The sequence below is a fragment of the Variovorax sp. OV700 genome (genome assembly GCF_900099805.1).
In the GTDB taxonomy this organism is placed as follows: Bacteria; Pseudomonadota; Gammaproteobacteria; order Burkholderiales; family Burkholderiaceae_C; genus Variovorax.
Genome location: NZ_FNDR01000002.1, coordinates 596,221 through 619,828, shown reverse-complemented (window position 1 = coordinate 619,828; position 23,608 = coordinate 596,221). Strand labels below are relative to the sequence as shown.

Genomic DNA, 23,608 nt, shown 5'->3' with positions numbered 1-23,608 from the left:
CGCCGTGAAAGTACGCAACGTGGGCCGGCCAGGGGGTGGGCGACACCGGTTCTGAACTCATGGATTTGCGCATGAGCTGCCGCAGCCTGTGAATACAGTGTCGAAGCATCGCTCGATCATTCCCCAGGGGCGCCGCCCGGATCTTGGGGTGGCTCAGCATCACATTGGCGTCGCCATCCATCGTGACGAGCCCCGACTTCACCAGGTAGCCGCGATAAGGCCAGCTGCAGCGCGTGGTTAGCCCTGTGGCAAGTCCCTCTATTCCTGCTCCTGCTCCTGCTCCTGCTCCTGCTCCTGCTCCTGCTCCTGCTCCTGCTCCTGCTCCTGCTCCTGCAGTCAATGCGTTCCGATTCGACATGACCGAGTTCCTTTGACTGAATGGCGCTTGGGTCACCGACGGGGCTATCTGTCCAAAACGCAGAAAATTTCTATCGTCAATTTTATCTTTTATCGATAAGAGCTAGGTTCCTCGAACAGTTTGTTAGGCCTTGCGCGCGCCGAGCACCATGAAGAACCTGGCGCGGAGATTCGGAGCGAGAAGCGCCGGCGGCGCCATCTGAGCAAGAAGCCTGCGGTCGAAGATTTGCTGCACGGCACACTCCCAGGAATGGGATGCCTCAGACGTGCCCGATGCCAGGCGACTGCGTGAACTCGAGGCCGAGAACAACAAGCTCAAGAAGCTGTTGGCCGAGGCCCACCTGGACATCCACGCGTTGAACACCGCCTTCGGGATAAAGCGTTAGGCCCACAGGCCAAGCGTGCCGCCGTCGAGCAATGCGATCTGAGCGAACGGCGCGCATGCAGGCTTGTGGGGCTCTCCCGCGACAGCTATCGCAATCCACCCGAGGCCGATGCCATGACGCGAGAGCGCAGCAGCAAGATCGTCGAGATCGCGCATGCACGTCGGCGCTTCGGCTATCGGCGTATCCACGACATGCTGCGCCCGCACTTCCCGGGCGTGAACCACAAGCGCGTCTACCGTCTGTACAGCGCTGCCAACCTGGCTGTGCGCAAGCGCAAGAAGGTCAAACGCCCCGTCAGCGAACGCGTGCCGCTGCAACTGGCCACGACGGTCAATGAGGTGTGGAGCATGGATTTCGTCAGCGACAGCCTGAGCACGGGACGGCGCATCAAGTGCTTGACCGTGGCCGATGACTTCAGCCACGAGTGTGTGAGCATCTCGGTGGACTGGGGCATCTCGGGCCAATACGTCACGCGTTTGCTCGACCAGGCGGCTGTCTTCAGGGGCTACCCGCTGGCCGTGCGCACAGACAACGGTCCGGAGTTCACCAGTCGTGCCTTCATGGGCTGGGCGCAGACCCATGGCATTCGCCACATCCTGATCGAGCCGGGACGGCCCATGCAGAACGGCTACATCGAGAGCTTCAACGGGAAGTTCAGGGACGAGTGCCTGAACGAGCAGTGGTTCGAGACGCTGCAGCAGGCCTGGTCGGCCATCACGCTCTGGCGCCAGGACTACAACGAGGTCAGCCGCACAGCAGTTGCCAGCGAATGCCACCGGCGAAGTTCGCCGAGCTGCATCGCCGGCGCGCTGGCGATGCAGCTCGAACCAGCTCAACAACCACCGAGATCAATTAATCTTGCAACCCCGGACTTCCTCGTTATGAATGGCACGGCAGAAGGGGGCAGGTCAAAGGGTGTTAACAGGCCGCGGGGGATTGTGCGAGGCACGAGCCACCCAAGCATCCGAACACGCCGGCGCATGGCTGGTCGCGTTCATGACCAACCCAATGCATTGATAGCAGCGCGGCTGCCCCGCAGCGGCCTATTGGCCTATTGTTAGACGACTCGGCTCTGCCTTCTATCCGGCCTTAGCCGCACACCTCAAGGTGACCCGGCTGCAATTCACTCGATTGCAACCTTGGCATCCTTGACGAGCCGGGAGTACTTCGCTGTGTCGTCCTTGATCTGAGTCGCCATCTGGGCCGGAGTGTCGCCGACGGGCTCGGCGCCGATTTCTTCCATGCGCTTCTTGAACTCGGGCGACTTGATGATCTTCACCATCTCGGCGTTGAGCTTATCGACCACTTCCTTGGGCGTCGCGGCTGGCGCCAGGATGCCGAACCAGGTGCCCTGGTTGAAATCCTTGATGCCGGATTCGGCCAGCGTGGGCACATCGGGCAAGGTGCTCGAACGCTTCGCGGTGGTCACCGCCAGCGCGCGCAGCTTGCCCGCCTTGATGTGCTGCACCAGCGGCGTCAGCGTGTCGAAGGACATGTCGACCTGGCCGCCGAGCAGGTCGGTGGTCAGCGGCGCGCTGCCTTTGTAAGGCACGTGCAGCAGGTCCACTCCGGCAATGCCGGAGAACTGCGTCCCGATCAGGTGCTGCACCGTGCCGTTGCCGTTCGAGCCGTACGACAGCTTGCCGGGCGAAGCCTTCGCCAGCGCGACCAGGCTCTTGACGTCAGTGGCCGGAGACTTCGCATTGACCACCAGCACGTTGGGCACCAAGGCCACCGTGGTGACGGGCGCGAAGCTCTTCTCGAAGTCGTAGGGCAGCTTCTTGTAGACGCTGGTGGCGATCGTGTGGTGCACCGCGCCCATGAGCAGCGTGTAGCCGTCGGGCTTGGCCTTCGACACGTAGTCCGCGCCGACCGTTGCGCCGGCGCCCGGCTTGCTCTCGACGATCACCGGCTGGCCGAGGCTTTGCGACAGCGGCGTGGTGATGGCGCGGGCCAGCGCGTCCGAACTGCCGCCAGGCGGAAACGGCACGACCAGTGTGATTGGCTTCGCGGGCCAGGCCTGCGCGGCAGCGAGCGATGCGGCGAAGCCGAAAGCGATGGCCGTCAGTGCGGTGCGGGGGCGGAATGTCGAAGTCTTCATGATGGTTGTCTCCTTATGGTTGTGAAGCGACTGTAGGCAGCCGCGAGGTGTTCAATGCATACCGAAAGTTGGATCCGCCGTTAACTCAAGTTCAACGGTACAGGCGATCTCAGCGAAGGGATTGGATGGCCGCACGACCGGCGAACACGGCATCGCGGCCGAGCTCCGCCTCGATGAGGAGCAGGCGGTTGTACTTGGCCATGCGATCCGAGCGGCACAGCGAGCCGGTCTTGATCTGCGTCGCGGCGGTGCACACGCTCAGGTCGGCGATGGTGGTGTCTTCCGTTTCGCCCGAGCGATGCGAGACCACGGCGGAGTACCCGGCCTTGTCGGCCATGGCGATGGCGGCGAGCGTCTCGGTCAGGGTGCCGATCTGGTTCGGCTTGATCAGGATCGAGTTGGCTGCGCCGCACTTTATGCCCTGCTGCAGGATCACGGTGTTGGTGACGAAGAGGTCGTCGCCGACCAATTGCACGCGCCGGCCCAGTTTCGCCGTGAGCAGTTCCCACCCATCCCAGTCGTCTTCGGCCATGCCGTCTTCGATGGTCACGATGGGATAGGCATCGACCCAGCGCGCCAGGTAGTCGACGAAGCCGGCCGAGTCGAAGCGCCTGGACTCCGAGGCCAGTTCGTACTGCCCGCCCTTGTGGAACTCGGAACTCGCAACGTCCAGGCCCAGCGCGATGTCTGCCCCGGCCTTGAAGCCTGCCCGTTCGATCGCAGCCAGGATGATCTCGATGGCCGCCTCGTTCGACGGCAGGTCGGGCGCGAAGCCGCCTTCGTCGCCCACCGCGGTCGACATGCCGCGACTCCTGAGCAGGCCCTTCAGCGAGTGGAAGACCTCGACGCCCCAGCGCATGGCTTCGGAGAAGCTGGGCGCGCCGACCGGCACGATCATGAATTCCTGCATGTCGACGTTGTTGTCGGCGTGGGCGCCGCCGTTGATGATGTTCATCATGGGCAACGGAAGCACCGGCTTGTGTTCGCCGCCGATGTGCCGATAGAGCGCCGCGCCGCTGGAGGCCGCCGCGGCCTTGGCCGCTGCGAGCGACACCGCGAGGATCGCGTTCGCGCCCAGTCGCGACTTGGTCGGGCTTCCGTCGAGGTCGATCATCAGGCGGTCGAGCGCGGCCTGGTCTTCAGCGGCGCGGCCGACCAGTGCCTTGCTCAGCTCGCCGTTGACGTGGCCAACTGCCTTGATGACGCCCTTGCCGAAGTAGCGTTTCGGGTCGCCGTCGCGCAGCTCGATGGCTTCCCGGGCGCCCGTGGAAGCGCCAGAGGGCGATGCGGCGAAGCCCTTGGCGCCGTCCGAGAGCACCACCTCGGCCGCCACGGTGGGATTGCCGCGCGAGTCCAGGATCTCGAAGCCGCGGATGTATTGAATCGATGCCATGTCTGCTCCCGGTCAGATCTGCGCGATGCGCAGCAGGTTGGTGGTGCCGGAGGTGCCGAAGGGCATGCCGGCCGAGATCACGATGGTTTGCCCGGCGGCGCCGAAGCCTTCCTTCTGCGCGGTGCGGCAGGCGAGCTCGCTCATCTCGGGCACGTCCACCACTTCGTGGCAGAGCACGGCGTGGACGCCCCATGCGAGCGCCAGGCGACGCGCCGTGGCGAGCCGCGGCGTCATGCCGATGATGGGCGCGCTTGGCCGCTCGCGCGCCATGCGCAGCGCAGAGTAGCCCGAGCTGGTGTAGGCGACGGTGGCCGCTGCGTTGAGCAAGCCCGTGATGTCGCGCATCGCCGAGCCGATGGCGTCGGCCGTGCGCGCCAGCGGCTCGGCGCGCGATGAATCGATCGCGGTGCGGTAGTTCGGGTCGCTCTCGGTGTGCGCGATGATGCTGCTCATCATCTTCACCGCCTCGACCGGATAGCGCCCGCTGGCCGATTCCGCCGACAGCATGACCGCGTCGGCGCCTTCGTAGATTGCAGTCGCCACGTCCGAGGCTTCGGCCCGCGTGGGCACCGGCGCACTGACCATCGATTCGAGCATCTGGGTGGCGACGATCACCGGTTTGCCGGCCCGCCGGCAGGCGCGGATGATCCGCTTCTGGATCGAGGGCACCTGCTCGGCAGGCATCTCGACGCCGAGGTCGCCGCGGGCGACCATCACCGCATCCGTCTCGGCCACGATGGCATCGAGCGACGCAATGGCTGCCGGCTTCTCAAGCTTGGCCACGATCCCGGCGCGCGCGCCGATGATGGCGCGGGCTTCGGTGATGTCTTCGGCACGCTGCACGAACGACAGCGCGACCCAGTCGATGCCGAGCGTGAGCCCGTAGGCCAGGTCGGCGCGGTCCTTCGCGGTCATGGCGGAAAGCGGCAGCACGACGCCGGGGACGTTCACGCCCTTGCGATCCGACAGCCTGCCGCCGGTCACCACGCGCGTCTCGGCGAAATCCTTGCCAAATTTCTCCACCCGCAGCCGGAGGCGGCCGTCGTCCAGCAGCAGATCGGCGCCCGCTTCGAGCGCCGCGAAGATCTCGGGGTGCGGCAGTGCGACGCGCGCTGCGCTGCCCGGGGTCTTCGTATCCAGGTCGAGCCTGAAGGGCTTGCCTTCGACCAGGTCAATCGGACCATCGGGGAAGGTGCCGATGCGCAGCTTGGGCCCTTGCAGGTCGAGCAGCACGCCGATGGGGCGCCCGCTCTCGCGCTCGACTTCGCGGATCAGGTCGAGGCGCCGCTTGTGGTCTTCGTGCGTCCCGTGGCTGAAGTTGAGCCGGAACACATCGGCGCCTGCATCGAACAACGCCTGGATGGTCTGCCGCTCGTCGCTTGCCGGGCCGAGGGTCGCGACGATCTTCGCGTGCTTGGTTCTTCGCATCTCAATTTCTCCTGTGGGCACGCTCGGTGCTGCCGGGGCCGGCAGCGATCACGATCGCGCGAAAGTCGTTCACATTGGTCAGCGTCGGACCGGTGAGCACCGAGTCGCCGAGCGCCTCGAAGAAGCCGTGTCCGTCGTTGTCGTCGAGGCGCTCGCGCGGCCTCAAGCCTTGCGCACGGGCGCGGGCCAGCGTGTCGGGCGCAAGCAGCGCGCCGGCGATTTCTTCCTGGCCATCGACCCCGTCGGTATCGCCGGCGAGCGCGTGGATGCCGGGCTCGCCGTTCAATGCGATACCCAGGGCCAGCAGGAATTCGACGTTGCGTCCGCCGCGCCCGCGTCCGCGCAGGGTGACCGTGGTCTCACCGCCGGACAGCAGCACGCACGGCGCCGCCACCGGCTGGCCGTGCCGTGCCACCTGCAGCGCGATGCCGGCCAGGGTCCGCGCCACCTCGCGCGCTTCGCCTTCGATCGCGTCGCCGAGGATGCAGGCCTCCAGCCCCGCGACGCGGGCGGCCGCCGCCGCGGCCTCCAGCGCCATCTGCGGGGTCACGATGAAGCGGGTCTCGATGGAAGGCAGGCGCGGGTCGTCCGCCTTCAGCGTCTCGCCCTCGCCGGTTTCGAGCAGCGCACGTGCCCGTGACGGCACGTCGATCTCGTAGCGACGAAGGATCTCCAGCGCGTCGGCGCAGGTGGTGCGGTCGGGCACGGTCGGCCCGGAGGCGATGTCGATCGGGTCGTCGCCCGGCACGTCGGACAGCAGCAGATTGACCACGCGTGCCGGATGGCATGCCGCGGCCAGTCGTCCGCCCTTGATGGCCGACAGATGGCGCCGCACGCAGTTCATCTCGCCGATGCTGGCTCCACTGGCGAGCAGGGCCCGGCTGAGCGCCTGCTTGTCTTCCAGCGTGAGGCCCGGCAGCGCGAGCGGCAGCAGCGAGGAGCCGCCGCCGGAGATCAGGCACAGCACCAGGTCGTCGCTCGTGAGGCCCCGGACCGCCTTCAGCATGCGCGCTGCCGCGAGCTCGCCGGCCGCATCGGGCACCGGATGCGCGGCTTCGACGATCTCGATGCGCTCGCAGGGCACGGCGTAGCCGTAGCGCGTCACGACCAAGCCACCGAGCGGCCCGTGCCAATTCGCTTCCACGGCGCGGGCCATCGCGGCCGAGGCCTTGCCGGCGCCGATCACCACCAGCCGGCCCTTGGGCGGCGCCGGAAGATGCCGCGGCACGCATAGCGCGGGCTGGGCAGCGGCGATCGCGGCGTCGAACATGGTGCGCAGCAGGTTGCGGATGTCCGCGGGATTCATGGCGGCGGTCATGCGGTTCAGGCCGCGATCCGCGCGCCGTCGAGCTCGACGCGAATCGGCTTGACGCCGCTCGCCTCGTCGTTGTCCCCTTCGTACAGCTCGTCCAGGTTCTCGGGATCGCTCTTGCCGTCGAGCACCTGAGTCAGCCGATCGCGGTCAACCGCCCCGACCCAGCGGGCGATCGCGATGGTGCCTACCGCGTTGCCGATGGTGTTGGTGATGGCACGCGCTTCCGACATGAAGCGGTCAACGCCGAGCAAAAGCACCATGCCGGCGACCGGGATCTTGCCCATCGAGGCCAGCGTGGCGGCGAGCGTGATGAAGCCGGAGCCCGTGACGCCAGCGGAGCCCTTGGAGGTGAGCAGCAGCACGCCCAGCACCACCAGCTGATCGGTCATCGTCAGCGGCGTGTTGGTGGCCTGCGCGATGAAGATCGCCGCCATCGTGTAGTAGATGCACTGGCCATCCGGGTTGAAGGTCAGGCCGGCCGGAACGACCAGGCCGACCACCGGCTTCGAGACGCCGGCATGCTCCAGCTTGCGCATCAGCTGCGGCACCACGGATTCGGATGAGCTCGTGCCCAGCACCGTGAAGAGTTCGTCCTTGATGTACTTGAGGAACTTCCACAGGCTGAACCCTGACATCCGCGCGATGATGCCGAGAACGATCGCGACGAACAGGAGGCAGGTGATGTACATCGTGCCCATCAGCTTGCCCAGCGAGACGACCGAGCCCAGGCCGTACTTGCCGACCGTGAAGGCCATGGCGCCGAAGGCTGCCAGCGGCGCCAGCCGCATGATCATTCCGACCACCGCGAACACGCCGTGCGTGAACGAGTCGAGGAAGTCGACCACGGGCTTGGCGCGCGGCCCGATGTGGGACAGTGCAACCCCGAACATGGTGGCGAAGACCAGGATCTGCAGGATGTCGTTGCGGGCTAGCGCATCCACGACGCTCGTCGGCACCAGGTGCATGAGGAAGTCGATGAAGCCGTCGGATTTGGCGCCAGCGGCGGTGTAACCGGCGATGGCCTTGGTATCGAGCTGCGTGGGGTCGATGTTCATGCCGTTGCCCGGACCGACGACATTGACCACCACCAGGCCGAGCGCCAGCGCGAAGGTCGACAGGATCTCGAAATAGATCAACGCCCGGACGCCGACGCGGCCGAGCTCCTTCATGTTCTCCATCCTGGCGATGCCGAGCACCACGGTGGCGAAGATGATCGGTGCGAACACCATCTTGATCAGTTTGATGAAGATGTCGCCCAGCGGCTTGAATTCGCTGCCGATGTGGGGGACGAAGAAGCCGAGGGCTGCGCCGGCGAACACGCCGATGAGCACCTGGACGTACAGCTTTCCGAAGAAGCGGCGCATGGTTTGTCTCCTGGTGGATGTGTAGGCACGAGTTCGCCCCTGCGGCGCTTGGCGGCCGCTTCGGGATGAGAGGCGGCGCGTGCCGCGCGGCCCCTCGGTTCAGTTCAATGGAAAGCCCGGCCGCCGATGGCTGGGGGTAGGGGCCGTCAGGCCGCCTTGCGCTGCGCGCTGCCGGCCACCTGGTCGCACACGGCCTTGGTGACTTGCGCCGTCGTCGCCGTGCCGCCCAGGTCGCGCGTGTGCAGCGACTTGTCGGCAGTGACCTTCTCGATGGCCTGCATGACGCGCCGGGCGGCCTCGGCCTCGCCCAGATGCTCCAGCAGCATCACGACCGACCAGAAGGTGCCCACCGGGTTGGCGAGGCCTTTGCCCATGATGTCGAAGGCGGAGCCGTGAATCGGCTCGAACATCGACGGGTAGCGGCGCTCGGGGTCGATGTTGCCGGTGGGTGCGATGCCCAGGCTGCCGGCCAGCGCCGCTGCCAGGTCGCTCAGGATGTCGGCGTGCAGGTTCGTCGCGACGATGGTGTCGAGCGACGCCGGGTTGTTGATCATGCGGGCCGTCGATGCGTCGACGAGCTCCTTGTCCCAGGTGACGTCCGGGAACTCCTTGCTGATCTGCAGTGCGATCTCGTCCCACATCACCATCGCGTGGCGCTGGGCATTGCTCTTGGTGATGACGGTCAGCAGCTTGCGGGGGCGCGATTGCGCCAGCTTGAAGGCGAAGCGCATGATGCGCTCGACGCCGGCACGGGTCATCATCGACACGTCGGTGGCGGCCTCGATCGGGTGGCCCTGGTGCACGCGGCCGCCGACGCCGGCGTACTCGCCTTCGGAGTTCTCGCGCACGATCACCCAGTTGAGATCGTCCGGGCCGCAGCGCTTGAGCGGCCCGTCGATGCCGGGAAGGATGCGCGTCGGGCGCACGTTGGCGTACTGGTCGAAGCCCTGGCAGATCTTCAGGCGCAGGCCCCACAGAGTGATGTGGTCGGGGATGTGCGGATCGCCGGCCGAGCCGAACAGGATCGCGTCCTTGTCGCGAATGGCGTTCAGGCCGTCGTCCGGCATCATGACGCCGTGCTCGCGGAAATAGTCGCCACCCCAGTCGAAGTTCTCGAACTCGAACTTGAAGCTGCTGCCGGCCGAGGCCAGGGCTTCCAGCACTTGCTGGCCGGCGGGCACGACTTCCTTGCCGATGCCGTCGCCAGGAATGGTTGCGATCTTGTACGTCTTCATGGGTTTGTCTCCGAGGGGGTGGTGTTGAAGGGGTAGCGGTACTGTAAGAATTCGACTCCCCATCGGCGCGGCGTTAAAGTGAATCCATTGTTAACCTGAGTTCAACAGTGGAGCGACCATGACCTCTGCAATCCTGCCGGCAGACCTGGGGTTCTTTTCTACCCTCGCCAGTGCCGGAAGTCTCAGCGCCGCAGCGCGGGAACTCGGCATCACCACGCCCGCGGTGAGCAAGCACCTTGCCTTGATGGAGTCGCGCATCGGGGTGTCGCTGGTCAACCGGTCGACGCGCCGCATGAGCCTGACGCCCGAAGGTGAGGTATACCTCGACCACGCGCGCCGGATCCTCGGCGACATCGACGGCATGGGGGAGGTTCTTGGGGTTTCCAAGGCGACGCCGCAGGGCCTGTTGCGGGTGAATGCCACGCTGGGCTTCGGGCGCAGCCACGTGGCACCGCTGATCTCGCGGTTCGTGCGCAAATACCGGCAAGTCGAGGTGCAACTGCAGTTGTCGGTCAATCCTCCGGCGCCGACCGAAGACCTCTTCGACGTCTGCGTGCGCTTCGGCGCGCCGCCGGACAGCCGCGTCATCGCAAGGCGCATCGCGGCCAACCGCCGCCTGCTGTGCGCGGCGCCGGCCTATCTCGCAAAGCACGGCATCCCGAAGGTTCCGAACGACCTGACGACGCACAACTGCATCGGCATCCGCCAGGGCGAGGAAGCCTACGGCGTCTGGCGGCTGGCAAGCGGGAGGGGCCGCAGCGCCAACACCGAAGCGGTCAAGACGCGCGGCAACCTGGCGACCAACGATGGCGAGATCGCGGTCAACTGGGCGCTCGACGGCCACGGCATCCTGATGCGGGCCGAGTGGGACATCGAACGCTATCTTCGCAACGGCCGGCTGGTGCCGGTCCTTCCGCAGTACTACACGCCCGACGCGGACATCTACGCCGTGTACCCGCAGCGGCACCAGCTGGCCGCCCGGGTCCGGGCCTTCGTGGACTTCCTGGCGCTGTCATTCACTCAGCAAGTGGCGGCTGCTAAAACGTAGTGCAGCCGTGTTGAACCAATGCTTTGGTCCGGAAGCGCGGGTTGGGGTGGGAGCGCTCGGCCACATACTCCAGGCGCCGCAGATCCTGGATGGTCATGCGGACATCCGCCGCCTTCGGCCCCTTGGCCATCGGGTGCTCTATCCGCACAACCACAGCGTAGCGATCGCGCAGCAGTTCGACGCGCTCTACAACGGCGACGGCTGATCGCAGGTTCCGGGGTGACATGGCATGCTGATCAGTGATGGAGCAATCAGCAATAACTATTTCATGCTTCCATCAATCAAATCTCAGAATGTCGACCGCAGGGGCACAGGCTCCTCAAGTCAACCACTTCTGAAAGCCGTCATGAAACTTATCGAGGCCATTACCGTCGTTGCAATCGTGGGGCTGCAGGCGCTGGGGGCGGCGCATGCGCAGCCCAAGGACACCTTGCAGAAGATCAAGGAAACAGGCGTCATCAATCTCGGCGGTCGGGAGGCATCCTTTCCGTTCTCGTACAAGCTGAGTTCGGACGACAACCCGGTCGGCTTCTCTGCCGACCTCTGCATGAAGGTTGTCGACGCGGTGAAAGCCAAGCTGGGCATGCCGAACCTGAAGGTGCACTACACCATCGTCACGCCCACCAACCGCATACCGCTGGTGCAGAATGGCGCCGTGGACCTCGAGTGCAGCACGACGACGAACACCGTCGCCCGCGCGCAGCAGGTGGAGTTCGCGCCGACGCACTTCGTGGCCAGCGTGGCCGCCGCCGTCAAGAAGAGTTCGGGAATCAACAGCATGGCCCAACTCGAAGGCAAGACGGTGGCAACCGTCACCGGAAGCACCTCGATCCAGCTGCTTCGCGCTTTCCGCAAGAATGAGAAGCTCGAGATCAACGAGATCTCGGCAAAGGACACGTCGGATGCGTTCCTGCTCCTTTCCTCCGACCGCGCGACGGCCATGATCGTGGAAGACGTGCAGTTGGCCGGCTTGATCGCGCGAACGAGCAACCCGGGTGAGTACAAGATCCTCGACGAGCGCCTTCGAGAAGAACCCTATGGGTTCATGTATCGCAAGGACGATCCGCAGTTCAAGGCGCTGGTTGATGCGACGCTCGCTTCGCTCATGAAGAGCGGTGAGATCAATGAGCTGTATGCGAAGTGGTTCACCCGGCCCGTGCCTCCGGCTGGAGCGAACATCAATCTCCCGATGTCAAACGCCGTCAAAGAGGCCTACAGGAACCCGAACAACCGGGGCGTCTGAAGCGGCAGCCCGGCTGTTCCGCGAACACTGCTTGCGCCGATCCTTTTCGATCACGATGCCGTCGCCATCCGGCAGGCCGCAGCAAAGCGGGGCGCTCGTCGGTTACGACGAGGTGTTGTTCGAGTTGGGCTGATGGAGGCGTCGGTCTCAGGGGCCGAGCCAACGTCCCTCCAGCCATGTGCCGGAGTCGATCGCGCGCCGCGCTTCCCTGACCAGCAGGTCCACCGCGCAGCGTACATGCCGCCCCGTCGCGCGGTCGGCCGGAAGGGCGAGCACGATGGTGCGGGCGATCGGCGGATCGGCCAGGGGCGCGCCCGACAGCTTGCCGGTGCGGAGGTCCTCGGCCACGGCGATCGGTGGAAGGATGGTCAGGCCGTGGCCACCGAGGACGAGACTGCGCTGCACGCTCAGTGCGTTGGTCTCTGCGCAAATGTCCAGCGTGACATTGGCAACCGCGCACGCATGCTCCACCAGTGCCCGGATTCCATGCGGCGCGCTGGGCAGCACGACTTTCTTTCCGGCGAGCTTCGCCAGAGGCATCGGCTTGCTCTTGCGCAGCTTGGCTTCCTTCGGGCCGATGACCCAGAGCGACTCTTCGATCAGTGGTGTGGTCTGGACTTCGGCCGAGCGTGCGGCGCCGTAGAGCAGGGCTGCATCCACCTCGCCGCATTCGAGCCAGCGCAGGAGCGTGCCCGCGTAACCCATCGCGATGCGGACGCGGACACCCGGATATTCGGCTGCCATGGCCGCGACGAGCGGGCTGGACAGCATGTCGATGGTGCTGGGCAGGAGGCCCAGGGTGACCAGGCCGCTCACGCCATTGCCGTTGTCGCTGCCGCCGATCTCCGCGCGGGCGCGCTCGAGTTCCAGCATCGCCCGGCGCGCATAGCCCATCAGCGACTGGCCGGCCGGCGTCAGCACCATGCCGTGCCGGCCACGGTCGAAAAGAGGTGCGCCGATGTCCTCTTCGAGAAGGCGCAGTTGGCGCGAGACCGCGGGTTGCACGAGATGCAGGACCTCGGCGGCCCGGGTGACGTTGCCGGTCTCGGCCACGGTGAGAAAGGCGCGCAGCTGTTTGAAGTCCATGGATGGAATCTCGAATCGTGATGGTTGAATGCCGAATTTCTATTTCTCATGAGGATAGATCAAAAACTATGATTCCTGCACCCGATACCACCCAAAGGCTCGACACGGCTATGAATCACACACCCGCACCGGCCCCTGCCTGGCAGGAGGTCATCTTCAAGGTTCTCAAGGAGGGGGGCGTCAATCAGATCGCGTACGTTCCCGATGCCGGCCATTCGCACGTCATTCGCAGCGCGATTGCCGACCCCGACATCCAGGATGTCGTTCTCACGACGGAGGAAGAAGGCGTCGCCGTTTGCAGCGGCGCATGGCTTGGCGGCGATCGTGCCGTGCTTCTGATGCAAAGCAGCGGCGTAGGCAACTGCGTGAACATGTTCTCGCTGCTGCAGGCGGCCGACTTCCCGTTCTTCACGCTCGTCACCATGCGCGGGGAGTATGCCGAGTTCAATCCGTGGCAGGGGCCGATGGGCAAGGCCACGCAGGCTGCCCTGGAGCTGATGGGCATCCACGTACTCCGAGCTTCGAAGCCCGAGGAAGTGGAAGAGATCGTCAGCGCGGGCTTCGATGCCGCGTTCGAGGCCGGCGAAAAGGTCGCCGTGCTGTTGGGACAAGAACTGATCGGCCGCAAGAAGTGGGAGCGCAAGTGATGAGTCGAGACGCATTGAACAAGCGCGCGGATCGCCGCGAATTCGTAGCCAAGCTCTTGGCTGCGACCCCTGATGCCCTGGTCGTCACTGGCCTGGGCTCGGCTTCTTACGACGTGTTCGCCGCCGGCGATCGGGACAAGAACTATTACCTCTGGGGCGCCATGGGCGGTGCCACGTCGCTGGGCCTGGGCCTGGCCTTGGCGCAGTCCGACAAGCCGGTGGTCGTGATCACCGGCGACGGCGAACAACTGATGGGCATCGGCAGCTTGGGCTCGATCGCGGTGAAGCAACCCAAGAACCTCACGATCGTCGTGCTGGACAACGGGCATTTCGGTGAGACGGGCATGCAGCGCAGTCACTCCAGCCTCGGAGCAGACCTGGTGGCCATCGCCAAGGGTTTCGGGATCGCCGACGCCTATTCGACCAGCAGCGTCGATCTCGTCGACGAGATTGCTCAGGGCATCAATGCGCGCCGAGGGCTGGCCTTTGTGCAGGTGTTCATCGAAGCCGATGAGCCGCCGCGCGCACTGCCGCCGCGCGATGGCCCGTTCATCAAGAACAGGTTCCGTGCCGCGCTCGGCCTCAAGCCGTTCTGAAACCCCGGCCATCGCGCTTGGAAAGACAATGAATGGAGACGGCATGAAGCGCTATCTGCTGCGCATCGGCGGCCAGGCCTGCGAACCTCGCGGCGGCCAGTGGTTTGACACACAGAACCCTTTCACCGGCGAAACCTGGGCGCAGATTCCGCGCGGCGATGCGAGCGATGTGGATGCCGCCGTTCAGGCCGCGCACCAGGCGCTGACGCAAGGTCCGTGGGCCGAGCTCACGGCAACCCAGCGCGGCGCCCTGATGCGCAAGCTCGCCGACCTGATCGCTCGCGACGCCGTCAAGCTCGCCACGACCGAGGTTCGCGACAACGGCAAGCTGCTGGCGGAGATGCAGGGGCAGCTTAACTACATTCCGCAGTGGTTCCACTACTACGGCGGTCTGGCCGACAAGGTGCAGGGCAGCACGCTGCCGCTCGACAAGAAGGGGTATTTCGCCTTCACCCGCCATGAGCCGGTCGGTGTGGTGGCAGCCATCACGCCCTGGAATTCGCCGTTGATGCTGCTGACCTGGAAGGTCGCTCCCGCCCTGGCCGCAGGCTGCACCATCGTGGTCAAGCCCTCGGAGTTCACTTCCGCCTCCACACTGGAGCTTGCGGAGCTTTTCGAGGAGGCGGGCTTTCCGCCGGGCGTGTTCAACGTCGTCACGGGATTCGGTGCCGAGGTGGGCACGCCGCTGGTCGAGCACCCGCTGGTGAGCAAGATCAGTTTCACCGGCTCGGACAGCACGGGTCGCCTGATCAACGAGAAGGCGGGTCGCCACCTCAAGCACACAGCGATGGAGCTGGGTGGCAAGTCGCCCAACGTGGTGTTCGAGGATGCCGATCTGGAACAGGCTGCCTTTGGCGCCATTTCGGGCATCTTTGCCGCGACGGGCCAGACCTGCATTGCGGGTTCGCGTCTGCTGGTGCAAGACAGCATTCACGACGCCTTCGTCGAGCGCCTGCTCGCGGTGGCGCGTGCCGCCCGCATGGGCGATCCGATGAGTCCGGACACCCAGGTGGGCCCGGTGACCACGCCGCCGCAGTACAAGAAGGTGCTGGAGTACATCGACATTGCCCGCAGCGAAGGCGCAACCGCCGTGCTCGGCGGCGAGAAGGGGAGCGCGCCCGAGTGCGGCAAGGGCTGGTTCGTGCAGCCGACGATCTTCACCGGCGTGCGCAATGACATGCGCATTGCACAGGAGGAGGTGTTCGGCCCGGTGCTGTCGATTATCCGCTTCAAGGACGAGGCCGACGCACTGCGCATCGCCAACGACGTGCGTTTCGGCCTGGCGGCGGCCGTCTGGACCAAGGACATCGGGCGCGCCATCCGCATGTCCGAGAAGCTGCAGGCCGGCACCGTGTGGGTCAACACCTACCGTGCCGTGAGCTTCATGGCGCCGTTCGGCGGTTACAAGGATTCCGGCCTGGGTCGCGAGAACGGCATCGACGCGATCCGCGAATACCTGCAGACCAAGTGCGTGTGGATCAACAGCGGTGCGGTCACAGGCAACCCTTTCGTGATGCGCTGACACATTCGAATCAATAGACGGAGACAAGAGCATGAGTGCATCGACGCTATCCCGGCGCGACCTGATGAAATGGGGCGTGGCCGCCACGCTGGGCGCGCCCCTGCCGCACGCCTTTGCACAGTCGGTCCTGCCCAAGGGACCGATCACGCTGGTGGTTCCCTTCTCCGCCGGGGGCGCCACCGACGTGGTTTCCCGCCTGGTCGCGCAAAAGCTGTCGGAGCGCATCGCGCACAGCGTGGTCGTGGAGAACGCCGCCGGCGGCGGCGGCGCCATCGGTGCCGCCAAGGTGGCGAAGGCCGCAGCCGATGGCAGCGTGCTGCTGATGGGCACGGTCGCGACGCACGCGATCAATCCGCTGTCGACGCCGCCATCCCCCTACGATGCCCAGCGCGACTTCGCGCCCATCTCGCTCATCGCGACCGTGCCCAACGTTCTGCTTGTGAGCGCCTCCGTCAAGGCACAGAACGTGCAAGAGCTCATTGCCCAGCTCAAGGCACAGCCGGGCAAATTCAGCTACGGCTCGTCCGGTGTGGGTACACCCCCGCATCTGTCGGGGGAGTTGTTCAAGTCCATGGCCGGCGTGGACATCGGTCACGTGCCCTACAAGGGTGGTGGGCCGGCCATGACCGATCTGGTCGGCGGCCACATTCCCATCCTGTTCGACGTCCTGACGGGGGCGGCATCGCACATCCGCGCCGGTTCAGCGCGTGCGCTGGCGGTAACCACCAGCAAACGCTCGCCGTCCTTTCCGGACGTTCCGACCCTGGCCGAAGCGGGTCTTCCCGGATATGAAACCTATACCTGGAATGCCGTTTTCGGGCCCGCAAAGCTGCAGCGCCCGCTGGTCGAGTTGTTGAGCCGCGAGTTGCAGGCGGTGGTGGCGATGCCGGACGTGCAGGCGAAGTTGAAGGACCTGAGCGCAGTGCCGGTAGGGTCGACGCCCGAAGTGCTGGATGCGCTGGTCAAGTCCGAACTCGGCAAATGGGGCGCGGTCATCAAGTCCATCGGCGGTCTCAAGAGGGAGTGAGCCATGTGTGCCATCACACTGGAGAGAGCATGATGCTCAAGACCGCCGCATTGCTGGAGCGATTCGCCGGGGTTGTCGGCCCCGCACGCGTGTTGACTGATCCGGGCGACACGCAACCTTATCAGCAGGACTGGCGCGGCCGGTACAAGGGCGCGGCCCTCGCGGTCCTGATGCCCGGCAGCACGAGCGAGGTGGCGGAGCTCGTGAAGGCCTGCGCGAGCCTGGGGGTGGCGATTGTTCCGCAAGGCGGCAACACGGGCCTGACGGGCGGTGCTGTGGCGGGCGCCGAGCGGCCGGCCGTGATCCTCAACCTCTCGCGCATGAACCGGATTCGGGACATCGATGCAACAAACAACTCGCTGACAGCCGAGGCCGGCTGCATCCTGGCGAACGTGCGGGAGGCCGCCGATGAGCGCCAGCGCCAGTTCCCACTGCTGCTGGGCAGCGTCGGCAGCTGCGAGATCGGTGGCCTGGTGTCGACCAATGCCGGGGGCACCGGCGTGCTGCGTTACGGCAACATGCGAGAGCTGGTGATGGGCCTCGAGGTGGTGCTACCCGATGGCCGGGTATGGGACGGCCTGCGGGCGCTGCGAAAGGACAACGCCGGCTATGACCTGAAGCAGCTGTTCATCGGCGCCGAGGGCACGCTGGGCGTGGTGACGGCCGCGGTGCTGAAGCTCTTTCCCCGTCTCAATGTCTCCGCAACTGCCATGGTGGCGCTGACGGGTGTCCAGCAGGCGGTCGACCTCCTGCGCTTCATGCAGCAACAGGTGGGCAACCGGATCGAGGCATTCGAGATCATGTCGCGTTCGCAGGTCGAGATGGTGCTGAAGCATGGTCACGGCCTCCAATCGCCGATCGAAATGGACAGTCCGTGGTTCGTGCTGATGGAGATCGCGGACAGCTCGCCGCAGTGGGATGCCGTTGCCGAGCTCGAAAAGACGCTCGAGACCGCCTTCGAGCGCGAATTGATCACCAACGCGGCGGTCGCCACCGACGTGGCCAAGGCCAACCGCATTTGGGAACTGCGGCACAACATCTCGGAGGCCAACAAGCGCGCGGGCTTCACCGTCTCGAACGACACCTCGGTGCCGGTCTCCAAGCTCCCTCGCTTCATCGATCTCGTGACCGAGCGCATCGAGCAGCAGGTGGCGGGGGCCGCGGTGTGTCACGCGGGACACATCGGCGATGGCAACATCCACGTCATCGCGGTGCTGTCGCGTTCGGTCCATGGCACGCCGGAGCAGTGCGAAGAAGCGGCCGCGAAGGTCAACCTGATCGTCCATGAAGCGAGCGTGGAACTGGGCGGCAGCATCAGCGCAGAGCATGGCATCGGCAGGATGCACGTCGAGCGCCTGGAGCTGTTCAAGCCGGCCATCGACCTGCAGATGATGCGGATGATAAAGGCGACCTTTGACCCATCGAGCCTGATGAACCCCGGAAAAATCCTACGGGCCACGCCGTTCAACGCGTGAACTCGAGTTTCCGATCCATCGAGCGGGCCAGGCGCCTGAGTGAACCATCTGTCGCAGAACATCATGCACGAGCACGCCGACTGCAGATTTCGCCAAGGTGTCCGGCCTCGCCGTATTGGTTGCGCAGACCACCCGCCTCGACATTGCGGGACTGTCGATCACGGCGGTACGAAGCCGTCCTGCTGCCACTTCTTCAGCCACGGATCCAAGGGGCAGGATCGTTTCGCCAATCCCCGCCTCCGCGGCACGCTTGACGCTTCCGAGCGATTCGATCTCCGCTACCACATTCAATTGCAGGTTCAGTGGGGCGCACGCCTCATCGATGATGCGTCGCAAGCCGTGATCTCTACCGGGAAGCACCAAGGGGCGACCGGCCAAGGAGGACAGCAAGAGCTTTCGTGGCATTCGTCCTGTAGATACGCCCGATACCAGCACGAGCTTGTCGTCGAGCAGGGGGCGTTTGGAGAGCCCGGCCTCGGGCTCATCGCCGTACATCAGGGCAAGGTCGAGCCTGCCCGACTGAAGCCATTCGCGAAGGAAGCCGCTGTAGGCTTCAATGATCTTCAAACGAACTTCCGGCAGCTGTGTCCGACACGCGCTGAGGATGGGCATGGTTGCCGTCAAGGCCACGGTCGTAGGGAAGCCGATCGCGACATCTCCCCGGGGCACCGTGTCGCATTCCCTCACCGCCGAGCGGGCGCGGTCGAGGTCGGCAAGCACGACCTTCGCATGCTCGAGGAAGACCTTTCCGGCTTCGGTCAGCGTGATGCCGCGGCTCGACCGATCGAACAATTGGGCCCCAAGTTCGCGCTCCAGTGCGGCGATCTGATGGCTGAGCGCCGGCTGAGCCACGTGCAGCTTGCCAGAAGCCTTGAGCAGGCTCCCGGCCTCGCTTGCTCCAATGAAGTACCGAAGTTGTCGCAGTTCCATCGCTATCGGATCCCGGTCTAGCTGATGGCCAGATTATCCATTCTCCAAGTACCTCGCCGCTCTTGGTCAGCGATGCCCGGGCTATCCGATTGGGCGATAGCCGATAGCTGAAATCGGTATTTCCAATATATCGGTGCGCAACCCAGAATTGAGCAACCAGGAGACAAGATCATGAGCATTGACATCGAGCATCTGCGCACGTGGATGGACCGCACAGCAGTCATCGAAGACGTCGTGACCCCCGCGCCGCTTCGCGCAATGACCGCGACCCTAGATCGAGACGATCCGCCGACCGCGCCAGCCGACGCGTTGCCGCCTTGCTGGCATTGGCTCTACTTCCTGCCGATGCATCGGCAATCCGAGATCGGTCCCGATGGCCATCCGATGCGGGGCGGCTTCCTGCCCCCGGTGCCGTTGCCGCGCAGGATGTGGGCTGGAAGTCAACTTCGATTCCTGGGCCCGCTGCGCGTCGGCCAAGCGATTTCGCGCACCTCCCGCATTGCTGACGTGCGAATGAAGGAGGGGCGCACCGGGCCCCTGGTCTTCGTCAACGTGGACCATGAGATCCGAGCGGACGGCGAGCTGGCCGTCGTGGAGCGCCACGACATCGTGTACCGCGACAACCCGAAGCCGGGCGACCCCATGCCCGCGCCGCAGCCCGCGCCGAATGAAGCCGCGTGGACGCGCGACATCGTGCCGGACGATGTTCTTCTGTTCCGCTACTCAGCGCTCACGTTCAACGGTCACCGCATTCACTACGACCGCAAGTACGTGACCGAGGTGGAGGGCTACCCCGGCCTCATCGTGCACGGTCCCCTGATCGCCACGTTGCTGCTGGACCTGTTGCGGCGCAACCTGCCCGGCGCGGCGGTCAAGGCCTTCTCGTTCCGGGCTGTCAAGCCGCTATTCGACATTGCGCCCTTTACCGTTTGCGGCCTCCAGGAGGATGCAGAGACGGTGAAGCTCTGGGCGCGTACCCCGGAAGGCCATCTTGCGATGGAAGCAACTGCCAACCTGTATTGAACGCACCTTCAAGGAGACACACATGTTCAACGAGACCGACGACCACCAGGAAATCCGCGACGCCGTGCGCGCACTGTGCCGGCAGTTCCCCGACGAATACTTCCGCAAGGTCGACGAGCAGAAGGCCTATCCGGAGACCTTTGTCGACGCGTTGATGGAGGCCGGCTGGCTGGCCGCGATGATCCCCGAGGAATATGGCGGGACCGGCCTCGGGCTCACTGCCGCGACGGTGATCATGGAAGAGATCAATCGCTCGGGCGGCAATGCGGGCGCGGTGCACGGCCAGATGTACAACATGGGCACGTTGCTGCGCAATGGCAGCAAGGCCCAGAAGGACAAGTACCTGCCGGGCATCGCGGCCGGCAAGCTGCGCATCCAGTCGATGGCGGTGACCGAACCCACGACGGGCACCGACACGACCAAGATCAAGACCACCGCGGTCAAGAAGGACGGCCGCTACGTCGTCAACGGGCAGAAGGTGTGGATCTCGCGCGTGCAGCACTCGGACCTGATGATCTTGCTGGCGCGCACCACGCCGCTGGCAGAGGTGAAGAAGAAATCCGAAGGCATGTCGATCTTCATCGTCGACCTGAAGCAGGCCATCGGCAACGGCCTGACGGTGCGGCCCATTCCCAACCTGGTCAACCACGAGACCAACGAGCTGTTCTTCGAGAACCTGGAGATCCCGGAAGAGAACCTCATCGGCGAGGAGGGCAGGGGCTTCAAGTACATCCTGGACGGCCTGAACGCCGAGCGCACGCTGATCGCCGCCGAATGCATCGGCGACGGCTACTGGTTCATCGAGCGCGCACGCAAGTACGCCTGCGAGCGCATCGTTTTCGACCGCCCCATAGGCAAGAACCAGGGCGTTCAGTTCCCGATCGCCGACGCCTTCATCGAGGTGGAGGCGGCCAACCTGATGCGTTTCGAGGCGGCGCGGCGCTTCGATGCGCACCAGGACTGCGGCGCGCAGGCCAACATGGCCAAGTTCCTGGCGGCCAAGGCGAGCTGGGAGGCGGCCAACGTCTGCATGCAGACGCACGGCGGCTTCGGCTTTGCGAACGAGTACGACATCGAGCGCAAGTTCCGCGAGACACGGCTCTACCAGGTTGCGCCGATCTCCACCAACCTCATCTATGCCTACGTGGCCGAGCACGTGCTCGGGCTGCCGCGGTCGTTCTGATCCAAGGAGATCCTTCATGAAACGACCCTTGGATGGAGTGACGGTCGTCACGCTGGAGCACGCGATCGCGGCTCCCTTCTGCACCCGGCAACTGGCGGATCTCGGTGCCCGCGTGATCAAGGTGGAACGGCCTGGGGTGGGCGACTTTGCGCGCGCCTACGATGAGCGAGTACAGGGCATGGCATCGCACTTCGTCTGGACTAACCGGTCGAAGGAGAGCTTGACGCTGGACGTCAAGCAGCCCGTCGCCCAGGAGGTGCTCGCCAAGCTGCTCGAAGACGCTGACGTGCTCGTGCAAAACCTGGCGCCCGGTGCAGCTGCAAGACTGGGGCTCTCATTCGAAGCCTTGCACGAGATGCATCCGAGGCTCATCGTGTGCGACATCTCCGGCTACGGCGACGATGGTCCATACCGCGACAAGAAAGCCTACGACCTGCTGATTCAGAGCGAGTCGGGATTCCTGTCGGTGACCGGTTCGGACGCGGAGCCTGCGAAGGCTGGGTGCTCCATCGCCGACATTGCCGCGGGAATGTATGCATACACCGGCATCCTCGCTGCGCTGATCCAGCGCGACAAGACCGGCGAGGGCAGTCGGATCGACGTGTCGATGCTGGAGAGCATGGTGGAGTGGATGAGCTATCCGCTCTACTACGCCTACGAGGGTGCGGCGCCGCCCCCGCGGGCGGGTGCCGCTCACGCCACGATCTATCCGTACGGCCCCTTCCCGGCCAGCGACGGCACGGTCATGCTCGGCCTTCAGAACGAGCGGGAGTGGGGCGCCTTCTGCAAGACCGTCTTGGAACGGCCCGAACTGGCGACTGACGAGCGCTTTGCTTCCAATTCCAGGCGTGTGGCCAACAGGGATGCACTGCGAGCGCTCATCGCGGACGGGTTCTCGTCGCTGACAGTGGAGCAGGTTGTCCAGCGACTGGACACAGCGCAGATCGCCAATGCGAGCGTGAATGACATGCACGACGTCTGGGACCACCCCCAGCTGAAGGCGCGCAATCGCTGGACCACGGTTCCGACGCCGAGCGGGCTCATCTCCGCGCTGTTGCCCCCGGGCAAGACGCAGGCCTACGCACCGCGCATGGACGCTGTGCCGGGTCTCGGTGAGAACACTGACGCCATTTTGCAGGAGCTCGGGTGGTCGAGCGTGGCCATCGCGTCTATGCGCAGCGCGGGCGCTATCTGAACTCTTAACAAATACTGGAGACAAGTGACATGAAGCTGAATCAAACGCCGGTCTGGAAGATGACCGTCTCGACGGTTGTCGGGTTGACCTTGTCTTGTGCCGCCTCGGCGCAGGGCTACCCGACCAAGCCAATTACCCTGGTGGTTCCTTTTGCTGCGGGCGGTCCGACGGACGTCGTGGCGCGGACTTTGGGCGCGGCCATGACCAAGACGCTTGGCCAGTCGGTGATCGTGGAGAACAAGACGGGCGCAGGCGGCACCATTGCCGCCGCCTACACCGCACGGGCCAACCCCGACGGCTACACCTTCCTGATCCATCACAACGGCATGGCGACGGCGCCAGTCCTCTACCGAAAGCTCAACTACAAGCCGCTCTCCGATTTCGAATACGTCAGCCAGGTGATCGATGTGCCGATGACGCTGGTAGGACGCAAGGACCTGCCGGCCAAGGACTTCAAGGAGCTGATGGTCTACGCGAAGGCGAACGGCGACAAGATCAACCTTGCCCATGCAGGGTTGGGCGCGGTCTCCCATCTGTGCGGCGTCCTGTTGCGCCAGGCAATGGGTGTGTCGATGACCACCGTGCCTTATCAGGGCACCGGCCCTGCCATGAATGCACTGCTGGCTGGGCAGGTCGACTTGCTGTGTGATCAGACCACTTCGACCACGCCATACATCAAGGCGGGCTCCATCAAGCTCTATGGCGTCACGACGTCGTCCCGACTCAAGACGCTTCCCGACACGCCAACGCTAGCCGAGCAGGGGCTGAAGGACTTTCAGGTCGTCGTCTGGCACGGCATCTATGCGCCAAAGGGGACGCCCAAGGAAGCGGTGGACAAGTTCGGTGCCGCACTGAAGACCGCGCTGAAGGATCCCACGGTTGCCCAGCGCCTGGTGGAACTTGGGGCAGTCGTTCCCAGCGATGCAAAGTTGACGCCGGCGGGTCTTCAGACGTGGCTCCAGCAGGAGACGACGCGATACGAACCCGTCATCAAGGCGGCAGGCCAATTCGCCGACTGATGCGCCATAGCGCGTGACATGCAGCTGTAAAGGAG

The 23,608-nt window shown here is 65.0% G+C and carries 20 protein-coding genes and 2 pseudogenes; 13 read left to right on the top strand and 9 right to left on the bottom strand.

Features of this window, described 5'->3' with window-relative positions; all coding sequences use genetic code 11:
- Nucleotides 1-121: 121 nt before the first annotated feature.
- Nucleotides 122-214, bottom strand: a pseudogene (locus BLR24_RS30980) (ABC transporter ATP-binding protein); the annotation flags it as partial.
- Nucleotides 215-629: 415 nt separating this feature from the next.
- On the opposite strand from BLR24_RS30980, the pseudogene BLR24_RS06645 reads away from it, so the two are divergent.
- Nucleotides 630-1,599 (top strand): annotated as a pseudogene (locus tag BLR24_RS06645) (IS3 family transposase); the annotation flags it as partial.
- Nucleotides 1,600-1,866: 267 nt separating this feature from the next.
- On the opposite strand, the gene BLR24_RS06640 reads toward BLR24_RS06645, so the two are convergent.
- The 6 genes from BLR24_RS06640 to BLR24_RS06615 all read right to left on the bottom strand — a co-directional run bounded on the left by BLR24_RS06640 (nt 1,867) and on the right by BLR24_RS06615 (nt 9,579).
- Entirely contained in the window at nt 1,867-2,844 is a 978-nt protein-coding gene (locus tag BLR24_RS06640; RefSeq protein ID WP_093014417.1) for a Bug family tripartite tricarboxylate transporter substrate binding protein, read from the bottom strand.
- Between the two features lie 109 nt (nt 2,845-2,953).
- The gene (gene eno / locus BLR24_RS06635) at nt 2,954-4,237 is read right to left on the bottom strand and encodes a phosphopyruvate hydratase (RefSeq protein WP_093014414.1); all 1,284 of its coding nucleotides are present in this window, start codon (nt 4,235-4,237) and stop codon (nt 2,954-2,956) included.
- A gap of 12 nt (nt 4,238-4,249) precedes the next feature.
- Nucleotides 4,250-5,665: a pyruvate kinase gene (gene pyk / locus BLR24_RS06630; protein WP_093014411.1), complete on the bottom strand. Its 1,416-nt coding sequence runs from the start codon at nt 5,663-5,665 to the stop codon at nt 4,250-4,252.
- Nucleotide 5,666: 1 nt separating this feature from the next.
- Entirely contained in the window at nt 5,667-6,971 is a 1,305-nt protein-coding gene (locus tag BLR24_RS06625; RefSeq protein ID WP_093014820.1) for a glycerate kinase type-2 family protein, read from the bottom strand.
- A 17-nt stretch (nt 6,972-6,988) separates the two neighbouring features.
- Nucleotides 6,989-8,344, bottom strand: coding sequence for a dicarboxylate/amino acid:cation symporter (locus BLR24_RS06620; RefSeq protein WP_093014408.1), 1,356 nt, complete (start codon nt 8,342-8,344; stop codon nt 6,989-6,991).
- 146 nt (nt 8,345-8,490) lie between these two features.
- Nucleotides 8,491-9,579: a tartrate dehydrogenase gene (locus BLR24_RS06615; RefSeq protein ID WP_093014405.1), complete on the bottom strand. Its 1,089-nt coding sequence runs from the start codon at nt 9,577-9,579 to the stop codon at nt 8,491-8,493.
- Between the two features lie 118 nt (nt 9,580-9,697).
- Between BLR24_RS06615 and BLR24_RS06610 the strand changes: the two genes are divergently transcribed.
- The 3 genes from BLR24_RS06610 to BLR24_RS06600 all read left to right on the top strand — a co-directional run bounded on the left by BLR24_RS06610 (nt 9,698) and on the right by BLR24_RS06600 (nt 11,870).
- Nucleotides 9,698-10,627, top strand: coding sequence for a LysR substrate-binding domain-containing protein (locus tag BLR24_RS06610; RefSeq protein WP_093014402.1), 930 nt, complete (start codon nt 9,698-9,700; stop codon nt 10,625-10,627).
- 10 nt (nt 10,628-10,637) lie between these two features.
- Entirely contained in the window at nt 10,638-10,832 is a 195-nt protein-coding gene (locus BLR24_RS30620) for a hypothetical protein (RefSeq protein ID WP_175543199.1), read from the top strand.
- Nucleotides 10,833-10,973: 141 nt separating this feature from the next.
- Nucleotides 10,974-11,870 carry an amino acid ABC transporter substrate-binding protein gene (locus tag BLR24_RS06600; RefSeq protein WP_093014396.1) on the top strand — a complete coding sequence of 299 codons (897 nt, stop codon included), beginning with the start codon at nt 10,974-10,976 and terminating at the stop codon, nt 11,868-11,870.
- 147 nt (nt 11,871-12,017) lie between these two features.
- Here the strand turns inward: BLR24_RS06600 and BLR24_RS06595 are convergent, their stop codons facing one another.
- Complete coding sequence (locus tag BLR24_RS06595; protein ID WP_093014393.1) at nt 12,018-12,956, bottom strand: LysR family transcriptional regulator; 939 nt, start codon at nt 12,954-12,956, stop codon at nt 12,018-12,020.
- A gap of 110 nt (nt 12,957-13,066) precedes the next feature.
- Here BLR24_RS06595 and BLR24_RS06590 point away from each other — a divergent pair, with 110 nt between their 5' ends.
- Genes BLR24_RS06590 through BLR24_RS06570 form a run of 5 tightly spaced genes read left to right on the top strand, consistent with a single transcriptional unit; the run spans nt 13,067 to nt 18,223 of the window.
- A complete protein-coding gene (locus tag BLR24_RS06590; RefSeq protein ID WP_093014817.1) occupies nt 13,067-13,603 on the top strand; it encodes a thiamine pyrophosphate-binding protein in 537 nt (178 codons plus the stop codon).
- Complete coding sequence (locus BLR24_RS06585; RefSeq protein WP_175543198.1) at nt 13,603-14,199, top strand: thiamine pyrophosphate-dependent enzyme; 597 nt, start codon at nt 13,603-13,605, stop codon at nt 14,197-14,199. The genes BLR24_RS06590 and BLR24_RS06585 overlap by 1 nt, the downstream gene beginning before the upstream one ends.
- Before the next feature lie 43 nt (nt 14,200-14,242).
- Nucleotides 14,243-15,721 (top strand): aldehyde dehydrogenase, encoded by a 1,479-nt coding sequence (locus BLR24_RS06580; protein ID WP_093014811.1) that lies wholly within the window; start codon nt 14,243-14,245, stop codon nt 15,719-15,721.
- Between the two features lie 31 nt (nt 15,722-15,752).
- Nucleotides 15,753-16,748, top strand: a complete 996-nt coding sequence (locus tag BLR24_RS06575) for a Bug family tripartite tricarboxylate transporter substrate binding protein (protein ID WP_175543197.1) — start codon at nt 15,753-15,755, stop codon at nt 16,746-16,748.
- A gap of 29 nt (nt 16,749-16,777) precedes the next feature.
- Nucleotides 16,778-18,223, top strand: a complete 1,446-nt coding sequence (locus BLR24_RS06570) for an FAD-binding oxidoreductase (RefSeq protein WP_254787190.1) — start codon at nt 16,778-16,780, stop codon at nt 18,221-18,223.
- Here the strand turns inward: BLR24_RS06570 and BLR24_RS06565 are convergent.
- A complete protein-coding gene (locus tag BLR24_RS06565; protein WP_093014386.1) occupies nt 18,197-19,153 on the bottom strand; it encodes a LysR substrate-binding domain-containing protein in 957 nt (318 codons plus the stop codon). The genes BLR24_RS06570 and BLR24_RS06565 overlap by 27 nt on opposite strands.
- Nucleotides 19,154-19,324: 171 nt before the next feature.
- Here BLR24_RS06565 and BLR24_RS06560 point away from each other — a divergent pair, with 171 nt between their 5' ends.
- Genes BLR24_RS06560 through BLR24_RS06545 form a run of 4 tightly spaced genes read left to right on the top strand, consistent with a single transcriptional unit; the run spans nt 19,325 to nt 23,573 of the window.
- Nucleotides 19,325-20,176, top strand: a complete 852-nt coding sequence (locus tag BLR24_RS06560) for an HTD2 family dehydratase (RefSeq protein WP_093014383.1) — start codon at nt 19,325-19,327, stop codon at nt 20,174-20,176.
- Between the two features lie 22 nt (nt 20,177-20,198).
- Nucleotides 20,199-21,359, top strand: coding sequence for an acyl-CoA dehydrogenase family protein (locus tag BLR24_RS06555; protein ID WP_093014380.1), 1,161 nt, complete (start codon nt 20,199-20,201; stop codon nt 21,357-21,359).
- A 16-nt stretch (nt 21,360-21,375) separates the two neighbouring features.
- Nucleotides 21,376-22,554, top strand: a complete 1,179-nt coding sequence (locus BLR24_RS06550; RefSeq protein ID WP_093014377.1) for a CaiB/BaiF CoA transferase family protein — start codon at nt 21,376-21,378, stop codon at nt 22,552-22,554.
- Nucleotides 22,555-22,613: 59 nt separating this feature from the next.
- A complete protein-coding gene (locus tag BLR24_RS06545; protein ID WP_254787202.1) occupies nt 22,614-23,573 on the top strand; it encodes a tripartite tricarboxylate transporter substrate-binding protein in 960 nt (319 codons plus the stop codon).
- Nucleotides 23,574-23,608: the final 35 nt, after the last annotated feature.

What these genes read in the sequence shown, in the direction of transcription:
- eno (WP_093014414.1), bottom strand. Translation starts at nt 4,237, where the DNA reads ATGGCATCGATTCAATACATCCGCGGCTTCGAGATCCTGGACTCGCGC.
- BLR24_RS06575 (WP_175543197.1), top strand. Translation starts at nt 15,753, where the DNA reads ATGAGTGCATCGACGCTATCCCGGCGCGACCTGATGAAATGGGGCGTG.
- BLR24_RS06625 (WP_093014820.1), bottom strand. Translation starts at nt 6,971, where the DNA reads ATGAATCCCGCGGACATCCGCAACCTGCTGCGCACCATGTTCGACGCC.
- BLR24_RS06615 (WP_093014405.1), bottom strand. Translation starts at nt 9,579, where the DNA reads ATGAAGACGTACAAGATCGCAACCATTCCTGGCGACGGCATCGGCAAG.
- BLR24_RS06585 (WP_175543198.1), top strand. Translation starts at nt 13,603, where the DNA reads ATGAGTCGAGACGCATTGAACAAGCGCGCGGATCGCCGCGAATTCGTA.
- BLR24_RS06580 (WP_093014811.1), top strand. Translation starts at nt 14,243, where the DNA reads ATGAAGCGCTATCTGCTGCGCATCGGCGGCCAGGCCTGCGAACCTCGC.
- pyk (WP_093014411.1), bottom strand. Translation starts at nt 5,665, where the DNA reads ATGCGAAGAACCAAGCACGCGAAGATCGTCGCGACCCTCGGCCCGGCA.
- BLR24_RS06565 (WP_093014386.1), bottom strand. Translation starts at nt 19,153, where the DNA reads ATGGAACTGCGACAACTTCGGTACTTCATTGGAGCAAGCGAGGCCGGG.
- BLR24_RS06545 (WP_254787202.1), top strand. Translation starts at nt 22,614, where the DNA reads ATGACCGTCTCGACGGTTGTCGGGTTGACCTTGTCTTGTGCCGCCTCG.
- BLR24_RS06550 (WP_093014377.1), top strand. Translation starts at nt 21,376, where the DNA reads ATGAAACGACCCTTGGATGGAGTGACGGTCGTCACGCTGGAGCACGCG.
- BLR24_RS06600 (WP_093014396.1), top strand. Translation starts at nt 10,974, where the DNA reads ATGAAACTTATCGAGGCCATTACCGTCGTTGCAATCGTGGGGCTGCAG.
- BLR24_RS06610 (WP_093014402.1), top strand. Translation starts at nt 9,698, where the DNA reads ATGACCTCTGCAATCCTGCCGGCAGACCTGGGGTTCTTTTCTACCCTC.
- BLR24_RS06620 (WP_093014408.1), bottom strand. Translation starts at nt 8,344, where the DNA reads ATGCGCCGCTTCTTCGGAAAGCTGTACGTCCAGGTGCTCATCGGCGTG.
- BLR24_RS06560 (WP_093014383.1), top strand. Translation starts at nt 19,325, where the DNA reads ATGAGCATTGACATCGAGCATCTGCGCACGTGGATGGACCGCACAGCA.
- BLR24_RS06555 (WP_093014380.1), top strand. Translation starts at nt 20,199, where the DNA reads ATGTTCAACGAGACCGACGACCACCAGGAAATCCGCGACGCCGTGCGC.
- BLR24_RS06570 (WP_254787190.1), top strand. Translation starts at nt 16,778, where the DNA reads ATGATGCTCAAGACCGCCGCATTGCTGGAGCGATTCGCCGGGGTTGTC.
- BLR24_RS06590 (WP_093014817.1), top strand. Translation starts at nt 13,067, where the DNA reads ATGAATCACACACCCGCACCGGCCCCTGCCTGGCAGGAGGTCATCTTC.
- BLR24_RS06640 (WP_093014417.1), bottom strand. Translation starts at nt 2,844, where the DNA reads ATGAAGACTTCGACATTCCGCCCCCGCACCGCACTGACGGCCATCGCT.
- BLR24_RS06595 (WP_093014393.1), bottom strand. Translation starts at nt 12,956, where the DNA reads ATGGACTTCAAACAGCTGCGCGCCTTTCTCACCGTGGCCGAGACCGGC.